The following is a 15,044-nucleotide window of genomic DNA, read 5'->3' on the forward strand; positions in this document are numbered from 1 at the left end:
CTCATGTTTAAGAAATTTCGCGGAATCTTTTCCAACGATCTGTCTATCGATCTAGGGACAGCAAACACTCTCATTTACGTCCGGGAACAAGGCATCGTCCTTAATGAGCCTTCGGTTGTTGCTATTCGCCAAGAGCGTGCCGGTGGCCCCAAAAGTGTCGCCGCTGTCGGTCATGCCGCTAAGCAGATGCTGGGTAGAACACCGGGTAATATCCGAGCTATTCGACCAATGAAGGACGGCGTTATTGCTGACTTCTATGTCACAGAGAAAATGCTCCAGCACTTTATCAAACAAGTGCATTCCAATAACTTTTTCCGCCCGAGCCCACGAGTGCTGGTGTGTGTGCCATGCGGTGCGACTCAGGTTGAAAAGCGTGCCATTAAAGAGTCAGCGGCTGGAGCCGGTGCTCGTGAAGTGTATTTGATTGAAGAGCCAATGGCAGCAGCGATTGGTGCCGGCTTGCCAGTTTCGGAAGCAACCGGCTCGATGGTTGTCGATATCGGTGGTGGTACGACTGAGGTTGCAATTATTTCATTGAATGGCGTGGTGTATTCCTCTTCAGTACGAATTGGTGGTGACAAGTTTGATGAAGCCATCATCAACTATGTGCGTCGCAATTATGGCAGCCTGATTGGTGAAGCCACAGCCGAGCGCATCAAGCATGACATTGGTTCGGCCTATCCCGGTGAAGAAGTGCGCGAAGTTGAAGTTCGTGGCCGTAATCTTGCCGAAGGTGTGCCGCGTAGCTTTAATCTTAATAGCAATGAAATTTTAGAAGCGTTGCAAGAGCCGCTAACTGGCATCGTGTCAGCCGTTATGGTGGCGTTGGAGCAATCTCCGCCAGAACTGGCATCAGACATTTCTGAGCGCGGTATGGTGTTAACTGGTGGTGGCGCCTTGTTGAAGGAGCTTGATCGGTTGTTGATGGAAGAAACCGGCATTCCTGTTGTCATTGCTGATGATCCGCTGACCTGTGTTGCGCGCGGTGGTGGTAAAGCGCTGGAAATGATTGATATGCACGGTGGCGACGTCTTCGCGTACGATTAATCGTCGCGGGTATTCGCTGAATGAATCCTATTTTTGGTCGGGGCCCATCGCTCCAGCTTCGTTTGATACTGGCCGTGATCACGGCCATTCTGCTGGCGTACCTCGACCGAAATTTTGCCTACATTGCGCAAGTCCGCGGCTATTTAAGTACCGCAGTCAGTCCAATCTATTACGTTGCCAATCTGCCTGAGCAAGTACTCACTGAAGTTGGTGATGTTCTGAAAACTCGTTATACCCTGCGAAAAGAAAACACTCAGCTTCGCGAACAAGCACGATTGGATGCTGGCAAATTGCAAATGCTGGCGCAGTTGAAACGAGAGAACAACCGGCTTCGCGCCTTATTGGGGTCTCCGGTGCAGCAAGATGCCCGTAAAATGGTAACGGAAGTGATTGCCGTTGAAAGCGATCCTTATCGTTACCGAGTGTTGATTGATAAGGGCAGTAGAGATGGCACCTACATTGGCCAACCTGTATTGGACGACAACGGCGTGGTTGGGCAAATTGATGAAGTCGGATACAGCACCAGTCGAGTGCTACTGATTGCCGATTTAAGTCATGCGCTGCCGATTCGTATCAGTCGTAATGACACCCGTAGTATTGCCTTAGGCATTGGTGCGCTCGACAAGCTTGAACTGCAACACGTGCCTCACAGCGCCGACATCCGAGAAGGCGATCTGGCGATTACCTCGGGACTTGGTGGCCGTTTTCCTGAAGGCTATCCAGTTGCCAGAGTCATTACCGCCAACTTTGATGAAAGTCTGCCATTTGCTGAGATCACCGTGCAGCCAATTGCCGCGCTCGACCGGCTCCGCTACTTATTATTGGTTTGGCCTGCAGAGCAAGACCAGGTGCCCGTCACCAACCCTGAAGCTGTTGAACAGCTTGCGACAGAGGAAGGTAGTTGATGCGCGCTCGATTTTGGCTCGGCCTAACCTTGTTTGTTGCTTTGATTGCTGCTGTCATGCCAGTACCGGCATGGATTGAAGACTTCCGCCCTGATTGGCTGTTACTGGTGCTGGGTTATTGGGCTTTAGCCTTACCCAATCGTGTCAATGTCGGTACCGCCTGGAGTCTTGGCTTAGTGCTCGATATTTTGCAGGGCGCGGTACTTGGAGCCAATGCGTTGGCCCTCAGCGTGGTGATATACGTTCTGGCTCTGCACTTCCAAAAAATACGAAACTTCTCAGTCTGGCAGCAGGCAATAATCATTTCGCTACTGTCGATCATGGTCAAGTTATTGAGCTATTGGATGAGCTATTTGGCGTACGATATTGACTTTAATGACCAGCAGTTATGGGGCGCTCTGATTAACTTTTTGTTGTGGCCTTGGCTGTTTTATTTGATGCGGCGCTATCGTCGTCATTTCAGAATAAGCTAATCTACTGATTACGCTTTTGTGGATTAAGCCATGAAACTATCCTTGCCTTTGGTGTTAGCCTCCCAAAGCCCGAGACGGCGTGAGTTGCTGGGGCAATTGGTGACCCATTTCGAGCAGCGTAGCGCTGACATTGATGAAGTGCGTCAGCCTGACGAGTCTCCAGCATCGTATGTTGCTAGGCTCGCCCAAGAAAAAGCCCAAGCTGTTGCTCAACTGGAGCCCAATAAGTGGGTGTTGGGGGCAGACACCATTGTTGTTTTGGGCGCTCGAATTTTTGAAAAGCCGCAAGATGAAGCTGATTGCTTAGCAACATTGTCGTTGCTTTCAGGTCAAACCCATCAAGTGATGACGGCCGTTGCGTTGTGCAAAGGCAATCAGCTGCTACACCAAACGGTGAGCTCAAATGTGACATTTCGGCCGTTGTCGACGTCAGAAATGGTGGCTTACTGGCAAACTGGCGAGCCAGCGGATAAGGCTGGCGGCTATGGTATTCAGGGCTTAGGCGGATGTTTCGTTTCTCATTTATCGGGCAGCTACAGCGCAGTGGTCGGTTTGCCATTGTGTCAGACTCAGCAGTTGCTGCAGGCTGCAATTAAGGAATCCTGAATTATGTCGAATATGTCTGCGTTAGGGGTTGAATTGCTCATCAACGTCACTCCCAGTGAAACACGAGTTGCGTTGGTTGAAAATGGCGTGCTGCAAGAGGTACACATCGAGCGAGAAGCAAAACGAGGCATTGTTGGCAATATCTATAAAGGGGTTGTCAGTCGAGTCTTGCCCGGAATGCAAGCCGCGTTTGTCGATATTGGCTTAGGCAAAGCTGCTTTTCTGCATGCTTCCGATATTGTGCCTCACACCGAATGTGTCGCCGATGTTGAACAAGAACATTTTCAAGCCGGCAACATTGCCGAGTTAGTCCGTGAGGGCCAGCAAATCGTTGTTCAAGTGGTGAAGGACCCCCTTGGCACTAAGGGTGCGAGGCTGACCACTGATATCACCTTACCGTCGCGTTATTTGGTGTTTATGCCAGGAGCCTCTCATGTCGGGGTGTCACAGCGCATCGATTGCGAAGAAGCCAAGCAACGACTGAAAGATTTTGTTTCCAAGTACATCGATGAAAGCGGTGGCTATATCGTTCGCACTGCGGCAGAGCACTCCAATGAAATTGAACTGGAGCAAGATACTGCCTTTTTGCGCCGACTATGGGCAAAAATTCAGAAGCGCTGGCAAGGCGATCCGCCGCTAAGCATGATTTATGAAGATTTACGTTTAGCATTCCGGGTGCTGCGCGATTATGTCGGCACCGGTATCGACCGTATCCGGGTCGACTCGCGACAAACGTTTGAACAACTTGATTCGTTTTTGGAAGACTTTGTACCCGCTTTAAAAGGCGCATTGGAGTACTATCCGGGTGAGCGGCCAATCTTCGACTTATATGATGTAGAAACAGAGATTCAACGGGCGCTTGAGCGCAAAGTTGAGCTCAAGTCTGGCGGCTACTTGATCATTGATCAAACCGAAGCCATGACCACCATTGATATCAACACGGGCGGCTTTGTTGGCCACCGCAATCTTGAAGAAACTATTTTCAACACCAACCTTGAAGCCACGCAAGCCATTGCCCGGCAGTTGCGGCTGCGCAACCTCGGTGGAATCATCATTATCGATTTCATTGACATGGTGCAGGAAGATCATCAAGAGCGGGTGATGCAAAGTCTTGAATCGGCGTTGGCGCGCGACAATGCCAAAACCAAAATTAGTGGCTTTTCTGGTTTGGGCTTGGTCGAGATGACCCGCAAGCGCACCCGGGAGAGTTTGGAACATGTGCTGTGTGACTCTTGCCCTTCATGTGGTGGTCGCGGAACGGTGAAAACGGTCGAAACGGTGTGTTTTGAAATCCTCCGTGAAATCCTTCGGGTCAATCGTGCCTACGATGCCGATATGTTTGTGGTGTACGCCTCTCCGCCGGTCGCGGATGCACTGACCGGCGATGAATCGCACTCGATGGCTGAGCTTGAAGTGTTTATTGGTAAGCAGGTGAAGATTCAGCCCGAAATCATGTATGGCCAAGAAAAGTTTGACGTGGTGATGATGTAACCATGGCATTGCGGCGCATTTGCCAATCAACCATTTATTACCTCTGGTTATTACTGGCGGTTGTGGTGATCGTGGCCGCGCTGGCGGTCAGCTCGTTGCGGCTGCTGGTTCCTCATGCTGAACATTTCAAACAGCCGTTAGCCGAGTGGTTCCTCGATACCTACCAGCTGAAAATCGATTATCAACAACTTGATTTGAAGTGGAGTCGATTCGGTCTCTATATCTCATTGAGTGACGTCAATATTGACCCGATAGATGGCATTGATCGAGTCAAGGGCATTGATTTGATGAGCCTAAGAGTCGATCCTTTGGCTAGTTTGCTGGCTCGTGAAGCTCGCTTTGGCGACATTCGGTTGCACGGTGTTGAACTCGATCTATCGACCATTGAAACCTCTGCTGAAAGTAATGATCAGCAATCACCGGCACAGCTACTGATGGTTGAATTGGTCGGCAGTCGCTTTAAAGATTTCGAACTATCGGACTTCGTCATTCATTTGGGCGAAGATCAAGAAATACCTAGCATCAATATCCCGTATTTAACCTGGACCAACAGTGACACGTTGCACCAAGGTGAAGGACGGATTCAAATTGAATCAACCAGCGATGAAACCGTTAAGTTCATCCTCAAATTAACGGGCAATGAAAACCAGCAGAAAGATATCACCGGCCAACTCTATATTGAGGTGAGTAATCTCTCGCCCCACCCCTTTGTGCAGCAGTATTTAGGCGATGAGCTCACCATTACCGACAGCCTATTGAGTTTTGAAACTTGGGTGAATTTTGGTTGGGACAAGATTGATCAAGTGATGCTGCGATTGGAGAAAAATCGCTTGGCCTGGCGCTTGCCACTCGATGAGCAAGCTGATGAACACCAGCTGGTGGTCGAGGCTGGGTATTTGAACTACAACGCCGAACAGCACGGTTGGCATTTGTTTGGTAGCGAATTAGACGTTCATACCAATGGTGAACTGTGGCGCGACCTAAACCTCAAAGTTTGGCAGCGCGATGCTCAGATTAAGGCATCTGTGGAGTATGTCGATTTAAGTCTGATTGCGCCTTTGCTTGAGTGGATCCCCAAGCGCTGGGAACTACCAATTCCAAAACGAGTGCCGTTAAAGGGCGCGGTACGGGATTTGTTGGTCGAGTATGACAACCCCGAGCAGTGGCAGATCCAAGCAAATTTTGCCAATGTTGGCTGGCCAAAGATCGACAATATGCCGGGCGCAGCGCTGGTCAATGGCGATATCTACCTCAACCAAGACCTATTGCAACTCGATCTGTCTGCGCCACCGCAGTTGATCAGTACTGGCGAGTTGTTCTACCAAGATATTGAACTCGAGCGGCTCGATGCTTTTTTTCAAGCTTATCGGCATCCTTGGGGATGGCAGTTTGAACTGCCCAAGTTGTCATTGCGAGCCACTGATCTGAGCGCAGAATTAGTAGCACAAGGGCGAGTCGGCCCTGAATTGGCCAATGAACTGTATCTCTATGGCGAACTAGATTTAGCCGATGCTGGTCATGCAGACTACTATTTCCCGCTATCAGCTATGGGCAACAACTTGGCTGATTATCTCTCCGAATCATTGCAGTCGGGGCAGGTTGAAGCGGCACAAATACTATGGCATGGGCCGCTTGCACAATTCCCCTACGACGATGGTTCAGGTATTTTTCAAGCTTATGTACCGCTGCGTAATAGCCGCTTTAAATTCAGCCCAGACTGGCCTGCGTTAGAACCTCTGGATCTCGATCTTCAGTTTGAAAACAGCGACTTAAATATGTTTGCCCACAAAGCGCTGCTTTACGATGTCCATGTTGACGATCTGGTCGCCAGAATCCCCGGTTTAAAGGGCGATTCTGTGTTAACCATTGATGGCAATATTAGCGGTAGTAGTACCTCGGTCCGAGAAGTATTGGGCGACTCAATGCTGGCCAATTCACTGGGTGAAACCTTGGAATTAATGGATCTCAAAGGTCCGGTATGGGGGCCGTTGTCACTGCAAATTCCACTTGATAATGCCAATGATGTCAAAGTGTCGGGCTTTGCTCAGCTTGAGCAAGCCGAATTATTGGTGCCGGGAACCAGCTCTCACTACATTACCAATGCCAGCGGCCGAGTTGACTATGAGCAGCAAGGTTTCCGAATTGACGAACTAAAAGGACACTATTACCAGTTGCCAGTCACTATTACTGTGGCAGGCGATCAAAAAGGTGAGGACTATCAAGTTGACGGTACCATCGATGGCTCTTGGCAGGCAGAGCAATTAGCGCAATTACCAGGTTTTTGGGTGCCGGGACTCAGTGGCCAATTGGAGACTCATGCCAAAGTCACGGCAGTGATTGATGAGCAAGGGACACATACGGATATCAGCATTCGTTCTGATCTGTCGCCCATGGCTATCGATTTGCCGACCCCATTTGCCAAAGCCGCCGGTCAGCCTCAACAGTTACTCGGTCGCATCACCATTAGCCGACAACATCAATTTGATATGTCCTTTGAGCTTGCCGATTTTGGCCAAATGCGTTGGCTACAAGATCTGTCTTTGGTCGATAGTGAAGCGAAAATTTGGATTGGCGTGGGCGCCGAGCAACCTAACGAGCTAGAGCCGGGCCTGAGTCTCGACATCAAACAAGCACATATTGATGTCAATCAGTGGCTGCCTTTGCTCAGCCAGCGACAAGATGGCGAATCCAATAGCGCTTTGCCTTTTCAACGTGGACTGTGGCATTTCGACCAAATTGAAGCCGACGGCTGGCTGCTGGAGCAGGTCGATATCGAAATGTCTCAGACCCCGCTTGGCTGGCAGGCCCGCGTCAGCGGCCCCACGGCCCAAGGTGCTATTCGATTCGACAGTCTTGAGCAGCCGCTACTCGATATTAAATTGCAGCAGTTCGACCTGCGCCAAACTGCGACAGCAGCAGCCAGCGAGCAGAGTCAAACCAAACAGTTTGTTGCTGCCGGTGCCAATGAACTGGCCAATATCCCTGATTTAGATCTGCTCTGTAGCAACTGTGTGGTCATGGGGATCAATTTGGGTGAACTGCGGTTGAAGAGCTTCACGCAATCACAGCAGGGCGTTTGGCGAATTGAAGAAGCGTGGCTGAAGAATCCACAAGGCCAAATCACACTCGATCAGTTTGAATGGCAAGTTGGCACTGCTGACAATGACAGCTCAACCGAGTCCATGACTAGTTTGACTGGGCAGCTAACGGCTAGTGATTTTGGCAAGTATGCCGAAAGTTTTGTGCCATCGGCAGAAAACCCAATTAAAGGCAGTGAAGCGAAGGGTACACTGAATTTCAGTTGGCCCGGCGCGCCATATCAGTTTGATGCCAAGACCGCAGAGGGCGTGTTCAAGTGGGAGCTCGGGCCTGGCCATGTGTCGGAGTTGAGCGATAAAGGCGCACGTGTATTCACCTTGCTCAGTATTGATTCGCTGGTGCGTAAGATCCGCTTGGATTTTTCCGACGTATTCGACAAAGGGTTGCACTACAACAGTTTCGAAGGCGATTTTGTCCTTAAAGATGGTTTTATCAATTCTGAGCAACTCGAAATGGACGGTGTCGCTGGCGACATGTTCATTAACGGTCGGACCAACTTAATGACCCGCGAGCTTGATTATGATGTGGTATTTAACCCTAATATCACCGGTAGTTTGCCCTTGTTGTCAGCACTTACTTTCAACCCATTCACTGGTTTGGCGGTACTCGCTGTGTCGACCGTGATTCGACCCGCAGTGGAAGTTGTGACGCAAGTACGTTTCAAAGTTTCCGGCACTACTTCTGATCCGGTTGTTGAAGAGGTAGGGCGTAGCAGTAAAGAAGTCGAACTGCAGAAGCCGAAACCAGAGCCGCAGTTACTGGATGATGTACTGGAGCCGATAACCGACGGTCAACAACAGCCAGAGGCTGCTGTCGAGGAATCGTTGTTACCTGAAATCCCGGCAGATAAACCTATTACTGTTGGAGAGTCACCGCCAAATGAGTGAGTTGACTGTTGCTGCTGTCCAAATGTGCAGCACACCGGAACCCGCCGATAATATGCAATGGCTGGAATGGCTATTTGCGTCGCTTCCTGCAGCGCGGCCGTTGCTGGTCGTTCTACCTGAATGCTTTGCTGCATTTGGCAGTGAAGATGGCTCCCCATATGGTGAACAACTTGGCGATGGTAGGGTTCAAGACTGGCTCGGTAAGCAAGCCTTGGCGCATAACATCTGGTTATTGGCAGGCTCGCTGGGAATTCGTACTGACGCGGGCGACAAAATCACTGCATCTAGTTTGTTATTTGCCCCCAATGGACAGCGAACAACCCGCTACGATAAGCGTCATTTGTTTGATGTTGATGTTGCCGATAATGTCGGTAGTTATCGCGAATCGTCATATACCGAACCTGGCCAGCAAATTGTAGTTGTCGATATTGAAGGTTTTAACATCGGCCTGTCGATTTGCTATGACTTGCGATTCCCTGAACACTTTCGCGCGATGGCAGAACAGGGGCTTGATTTGATTGCGGTGCCAGCGGCTTTCACTGCGGTGACAGGCAAAGCCCATTGGCAGCCTTTATTACAAGCCCGGGCAATTGAAAATCAATGTTATGTGGTTGCCGCTGGCCAATGCGGCCAACATCCTAATGGTCGCGAAACTCATGGTCATTCAATGGTGATTGACCCTTGGGGGCAAGTGACTAGCGACAGCGGTAAACAACTTGGTATCATTGTCGATTCGATTTCTAGGCAGCGTCTTAACGATGTTCGCCAAGCAATTCCGGCGTTGAAACATCGCCGTTAGTTTGAGGAAGTGATTGAATGGCCACCGGCTCACCCGTCTTGAATCAAGTCAGCGAAGAAATGCTGGCACCTGCTGAATTGCAGCTCAATGACCTACAGCAATGTCTTGAAAGCATGTACAGCAATCAGCTCGATTATGCCGATATTTTCTTGCAGGGCTCTCATCATGAATCTTGGGTGCTTGAAGATGGCATTATCAAAGAAGGTAGCTTTAACATCGAGCAAGGCCTAGGCGTTCGAGCGATTACTGGTGAGAAGACCGGCTTTGCATACTCTGATGAGCTCACTGCAGACGCCCTGATTATGGCTGCTAATACCGCCAAAGGAATTGCTGATTGCGGGCAGGATGGCAAGTTACAGGTCGCTCAAGCCGTCGCTCAACCGCAAATCTATCAGCCGGTGAATCCACTGACTGCACTGGCTGAGGCCGAAAAAATTGCCTTGCTGCGCGAAGTCGATGAGCTTGCTCGCTCGTTGGATGAACGTGTTAGCCAAGTGATTGTCAGTATTAGTGGCGTTTTTGAGCGCATGATGGTGATGGGTTCAGATGGTACCTTGGCGGCTGATATTCGGCCTTTGGTACGAATGAATTGTACCGTATTGCTGCAAGACGGTTCTAAACGGGAGCGCGGCTCAGCAGGTGGCGGTGGCCGCCTTGATTACGGTTATTTCAGTGAGATCGATGGCAAAGGACACAAACGTGCTCTTGGCTATGCTCATGAAGCTGTGCGCCAAGCGCAGGTCAACCTTACTGCCGTTGATGCACCGGCGGGTACGATGCCCGTGGTGTTAGGCGCGGGTTGGCCGGGAGTGTTGTTGCACGAAGCGGTAGGTCACGGCCTAGAAGGTGACTTCAACCGCAAAGGCTCCTCCGCTTTTACCGGTCAAGTGGGCAAGCAAGTCAGCTCGCCGCTGTGCACGGTGATTGATGACGGCTCGATTGCTAATCGTCGTGGTTCGGTGAGTGTTGATGATGAAGGCACTCCGGGTCAGCACAATGTACTGATCGAAAATGGTGTGTTACGCGGCTACATGCAAGATAAGCTGAACGCCCGGCTGATGGGGGCTAAACTGACCGGCAATGGCCGTCGCGAATCTTATGCTCATCTGCCGATGCCACGAATGACCAATACCTATATGTTGGCAGGAGAAAGTGATCCTGCGGATATCATTAAGTCGGTGAAAAAGGGCCTGTTTGCGCCCAATTTCGCTGGTGGCCAGGTTGATATTACCTCGGGCAAGTTTGTGTTTTCGACCTCTGAAGCCTACTTGATTGAAAATGGCGAGCTCACTGTGCCCGTCAAAGGCGCAACGTTGATTGGTTCAGGCCCGGCGGCGATGAAACATATTTCCATGGTTGGCAACGATCTGCAGCTTGATGAAGGAGTCGGAGTCTGTGGTAAAGATGGTCAGAGCTTGCCTGTAGGTATCGGCCAGCCGACGCTAAAAGTCGATGAGCTGACCGTTGGTGGCACCAGCAGTTAAATGGTCTGCTCCAAAGAAAAAGCCAACGACTGACGTTGGCTTTTTTGTACCTAACTGAAAATGCTACTGTTCTGCTGATTCAGCGATTTCGCGCAAATACTTGAACAACTCCCGCGCCGATTTCGGCGGCTTGTTTTGCTTCTGCTCTCGCTGAGCACCCCGGCTCAGTTGGCGTAAACGTTGGCGATCTGCTTGCGGGTAGTCATCGATAAACTGCTGAATAGCGCTGTCGCCTTCGGCAATAATCGCATCGCGAGTCTCTTCAAGCTGATGAAAAGCTTGATTTGACTGCTGCTTCTTGGCCTCAATTAAAGCGATCGCTTTGACGATGTCTTCGCTATCACGCTGCCGCATTAACTTACCAATGTATTGGATTTGGCGACGGTATCCCTCGCGTTTGTTGCGAATGCGTTTAGCCAATTGAATGGCTTCCAACAAGTCGTCCTCAAGGGGCAGTTTCAGTAATAGCTGATCACCCATTTCAGTGAGCTGGCGCCCCAACTTCTGTAACGCTTCACTCTCTTGTTTGCGCTGGGTTTTAGAGACCCATTCCAACTCATCTTCGGGCTGTGTGTTTTGCTCTGACATGGCCTTTCACTAATCATGGTTTCAGATCCCTCGCAGGACTCGCACCGCGGGGGTAAATTGCAGTATCATGGCTGCTTTGTCGATTTTAACAGAAACTGGACCAAAGCTTCATGTCCCAACCGATTGCCGAAGAGCAAGCGCAACTGCAGCAAGTCATTGAAGACACGTTGAGTTACGCCAAGTCTAAAGGTGCCTCACAAGCAGAAGTGGCGATGAGCCGACAAACCGGTGTATGCGTTAGTACCCGGATGCAAGAGGTTGAAACACTTGAATTTAATCGTGATGGCGCACTAGGTATTACGGTTTATTTCGGGCACAAAAAAGGCAACGCATCGACCTCGGATTTGCGCCCTGAAGCGGTTCGCAGTGCGGTTGATGCAGCCTGCAACATTGCCCGCTTTACTTCAGAAGATCCATTCAGTGGCCCTGCCGAAGCATCGCAAATGCCTGAAGATGTGCCTGATTTGCAGCTTTACCACCCAGGTTCCCTATCACCAGAGCATGCCATTGAGTTGGCGCAGCGTTGTGAACAAGCAGCATTTGATGCCGATCCACGTGTTACCAATTCCGATGGCGCCACGTTTGCCAGCCATCAATCGGTCAGAGTTTACGGGAACAGCCATGGCTTTATTGCCGGTTACCCCAGTACTCGCCACAGTTTGAGTGCCGTAGTGATTGCCACTGATGGCGATGACATGCAACGCGATTATAGCTACTCAGTGAGTCGTCAGGCTGAACGCCTTTGGCTGCCCGAACGTGTTGGTAAACACGCTGCCGAGCGAACACTTAATCGATTAAATGCCCGTAAACTCGGTACTCGTAAGGTACCGGTGTTGTTTGCTTCTGATTTAGCGTCGGGTTTGTTTGCCCACTTAGTGAATGCCATCGCGGGCAGTAGTCTTTACCGCAATGCGTCGTTTTTGAAAGACAAACTCGGCCATCAGATCATGCCAGAGCATGTTTCTATCGTTGAGCGGCCTCGAATTCCTTGCGCCTTAGCCAGTGCACCATTCGACTCGGAAGGGGTTGAAACCCAAGATCGGATGATTGTTGAGCAAGGCACATTGAGCAGCTATCTGCTAACTGCCTACTCAGCACGCAAATTGGGTATGGAAAACACCGGCCATGCCGGCGGCATATACAACTGGCTGGTACGTCACAGTGGTCGTGATTTTGAGCAGTTGTTGGCGGAAATGGGCACAGGCCTATACGTCACTGAGCTGATGGGCCAAGGGGTTAATACTGTGACCGGCGACTATTCGCGCGGCGCGAGCGGTTTCTGGGTTGAAAATGGTCAGTTGGCTTTCCCGGTGCACGAAATCACCATCGCCAGTAATTTGAATGACATGTTCAATAATATTGTTCGAGTGGGCGCAGATTTAGATCGTCGGGGCCAAATTCAAACAGGTTCCGTGTTGATCTCTGAGATGCAAGTGGCGGGTCATTAATGGCTATTGAAATAAAGTTGGCTGATTATAGTAACCCAAGGCATGGGGCCGATTTGATTGCGGTGTTAAGGGCCTACGCCAATGATGTGATGGGTGGCGGTGAAGATCTCAGCGATTACGCCCAACAAAACCTCATTGCTTCTTTGGCTCAGCAACCGGGCGCATTCACTGTCCTAGCCTATGTTGATGGCAAACCCGCTGGATTAGCGAACTGTTTCACTGGTTTTTCGACATTTGCTTGTAAATCTTTGATCAATATTCATGATTTTGCTGTAGTGGCTGAATATCGTGGGCGTCAATTAAGTCAATTGTTGCTTGATAGAGTCGAGCAAATCGCCCGCGAGCGTGATTGTTGCAAGGTGACATTGGAAGTTCTGCAAGGCAATACCGTGGCTCAAAATGCTTATCGTAAGCATGGCTTTGAAGGCTATGAGCTACCAGGAGGGCAGGGCCATGCCTTGTTCTGGGAAAAGAAGCTGGCATAACCTTTTATTACTTCCCCCTAAGCGGCCTGCAAGTTCCTTTGCAGAGACGCTGTGAATACTTCCTTGTAAGCTTTACTGCCGCGTCCTGCGGCAGAAACTCCGCTCAGTAACTTCCAAGCCACTTTCTCAGATCGGCGCCAAACCTTACCTTGAGCGAACAAGTCTTAATGGAGCGATGCTTCAGGCGGCATGGATGCCGCATGTAGAGCGATACATGGAAGTACTTGAGCGTCAGAGCGAGTTATGGCTTGTTGGCGACTATGCACAACTGAGCGGCGCTTAGCTCAGCATTAAAGTGGCAGTCCCTAGGAAGGTAAACAGACCGATGATGTCGGTGAAGGTAGTGACCATCATGCTGCCTGCTAAGGCCGGATCAATCTTGAATTTCTTCAGCGTCAACGGTACCAACACGCCAGCAAGCGCCGCCATCAACATATTGACAAACATCGACACCGCGATGACCACACCAATATGCCAATCACCTTTCCAAACCGTCACCACAGACGCCAGAATCGTTGCCCAAATCAAACCATTAAAGACACCAACCAACGCTTCTTTGCCTAGCAGCCAGCGGGCATTTGAGTCGCCAACATGACCCAGAGCAATACCGCGGATCACCAAGGTTAGCGTTTGGTTGCCGGCAACTCCACCCATGCTTGGTACGATGGTCATGAGAATAGCGATGGTGGCTAATTGCGACAGGATATCTTCAAACATATTGGACACCGATGCCGCCAGCAGCGCCGCTCCAACATTGAGCCCGAGCCAGATCGAACGACGTTGGGTACTCTTCGCAGCAGGCGCAAAGGTATCTTCTTCATCTTCAAGACCGGCCATGCTCATCATCGAGTGCTCAGCATCTTCACGAATGATATCAACTACATCATCAACTGTGATACGGCCCAGCAGGCAGCCGTTGGCGTCAACCACTGGTGCTGATATTAACTCGTAACGTTCAAAGTGTTGGGCAACTTCCGAGTCGTGCTGCTCTGCTTTCAGCGGTGCTACTTCTGATTCGTGAATCTCGCGGATCATGGTGTCAGGCTGACAGGTGATCAGGTCACCTAAAGAGACTTCGCCAAGCAACTTGTCGTGACCATCAACGACGTAGAGCATGTCGGTGCGCTGTGGCAGTTCGCCGCGTAGCCTGAGGTAACGCAATACGACATCAACCGATACGTCAGGGCGCAATGTGATGACATCAGTGTTCATCATCGCACCGGCACTTTCTTCATCATACGACAGTGCTTGTTCAACGCGGTGCTTGTCTTGCTCACTCATTGAGCTAAGTACTTGTTGATAAACAGATTCTGGTAAGCTACCTAAGACATATGCCAAGTCATCACTGTCCATACCTTCAATGGCGGACGCAACGTGCTCAGGATCCATTTCCTGAATGATGGAGTCTTTAATGTCCTCGGATAACTCTTCTAGAATGTCACCGTGCTGATCGGGATCGATCAGTTGCCACAATACCGGTCGGGCAGAGGGAGTCGACGACTCTAGTAGCAGTGCAACGTCGAAAGAGGGCAACGAATGAAGCATTTGTCGGACATGAACATACATGCCGCTGGTCAGGGCGTCGTTGACTGCGCGTAAACGACTATGGGTCTGTTGTTGCTCGAGTGATTCCGGCATCGCCCACTACTCCTATCCCCTGACAAATCTTGGGGTGTATTCTATCCGAATAAATCGGATATTCCACTGATGGGTAAGAAGTATTTAGTTCTTG

Annotated in this window: 12 protein-coding genes; 10 read left to right on the forward strand and 2 right to left on the reverse strand. The window is 50.3% G+C overall.

Annotation, left to right across the window (positions count from 1 at the left end):
* Nucleotides 1-3 precede the first annotated feature (3 nt).
* The 8 genes from CBE68_RS11615 to tldD are packed head-to-tail and all read left to right on the forward strand — an operon-like array spanning nt 4 to nt 10,791.
* Complete coding sequence (locus CBE68_RS11615; protein ID WP_087506261.1) at nt 4-1,047, forward strand: rod shape-determining protein; 1,044 nt, start codon at nt 4-6, stop codon at nt 1,045-1,047.
* A 20-nt stretch (nt 1,048-1,067) separates the two neighbouring features.
* Nucleotides 1,068-1,952, forward strand: a complete 885-nt coding sequence (mreC, locus tag CBE68_RS11620; protein WP_087506262.1) for a rod shape-determining protein MreC — start codon at nt 1,068-1,070, stop codon at nt 1,950-1,952.
* Nucleotides 1,952-2,425 (forward strand): rod shape-determining protein MreD, encoded by a 474-nt coding sequence (gene mreD / locus CBE68_RS11625; protein WP_087506263.1) that lies wholly within the window; start codon nt 1,952-1,954, stop codon nt 2,423-2,425. Before mreC ends, mreD begins: the two co-directional genes overlap by 1 nt.
* Before the next feature lie 30 nt (nt 2,426-2,455).
* The gene (locus tag CBE68_RS11630) at nt 2,456-3,031 is read left to right on the forward strand and encodes a Maf family protein (protein WP_087506264.1); all 576 of its coding nucleotides are present in this window, start codon (nt 2,456-2,458) and stop codon (nt 3,029-3,031) included.
* A 3-nt stretch (nt 3,032-3,034) separates the two neighbouring features.
* Complete coding sequence (gene rng, locus CBE68_RS11635) at nt 3,035-4,522, forward strand: ribonuclease G (protein ID WP_268234483.1); 1,488 nt, start codon at nt 3,035-3,037, stop codon at nt 4,520-4,522.
* 2 nt (nt 4,523-4,524) lie between these two features.
* On the forward strand, nt 4,525-8,508 hold the full coding sequence (locus CBE68_RS11640) for a YhdP family protein (protein WP_087506265.1): 3,984 nt from the start codon (nt 4,525-4,527) through the stop codon (nt 8,506-8,508).
* Entirely contained in the window at nt 8,501-9,307 is an 807-nt protein-coding gene (locus CBE68_RS11645; protein ID WP_087506266.1) for a carbon-nitrogen hydrolase family protein, read from the forward strand. Before CBE68_RS11640 ends, CBE68_RS11645 begins: the two co-directional genes overlap by 8 nt.
* A 17-nt stretch (nt 9,308-9,324) precedes the next feature.
* The gene (gene tldD / locus CBE68_RS11650) at nt 9,325-10,791 is read left to right on the forward strand and encodes a metalloprotease TldD (RefSeq protein ID WP_087506267.1); all 1,467 of its coding nucleotides are present in this window, start codon (nt 9,325-9,327) and stop codon (nt 10,789-10,791) included.
* 63 nt (nt 10,792-10,854) lie between these two features.
* Here tldD and yjgA read toward each other — a convergent pair whose 3' ends face one another.
* Complete coding sequence (gene yjgA / locus CBE68_RS11655) at nt 10,855-11,379, reverse strand: ribosome biogenesis factor YjgA (protein WP_087506268.1); 525 nt, start codon at nt 11,377-11,379, stop codon at nt 10,855-10,857.
* A 110-nt stretch (nt 11,380-11,489) separates the two neighbouring features.
* Between yjgA and pmbA the strand changes: the two genes are divergently transcribed.
* Both pmbA and CBE68_RS11665 read left to right on the forward strand, forming a co-directional pair.
* Nucleotides 11,490-12,827: a metalloprotease PmbA gene (gene pmbA / locus CBE68_RS11660; RefSeq protein WP_188708263.1), complete on the forward strand. Its 1,338-nt coding sequence runs from the start codon at nt 11,490-11,492 to the stop codon at nt 12,825-12,827.
* A complete protein-coding gene (locus CBE68_RS11665) occupies nt 12,827-13,312 on the forward strand; it encodes a GNAT family N-acetyltransferase (protein ID WP_087506269.1) in 486 nt (161 codons plus the stop codon). Before pmbA ends, CBE68_RS11665 begins: the two co-directional genes overlap by 1 nt.
* A 279-nt stretch (nt 13,313-13,591) precedes the next feature.
* Here the strand turns inward: CBE68_RS11665 and mgtE are convergent, their stop codons facing one another.
* Nucleotides 13,592-14,950 carry a magnesium transporter gene (gene mgtE, locus CBE68_RS11670; protein WP_087506270.1) on the reverse strand — a complete coding sequence of 453 codons (1,359 nt, stop codon included), beginning with the start codon at nt 14,948-14,950 and terminating at the stop codon, nt 13,592-13,594.
* Between the last annotated feature and the right edge of the window lie 94 nt (nt 14,951-15,044).

Source organism: Neiella marina, assembly GCF_002165625.1.
GTDB classification, from domain to species: Bacteria; Pseudomonadota; Gammaproteobacteria; order Enterobacterales; family Neiellaceae; genus Neiella; species Neiella marina.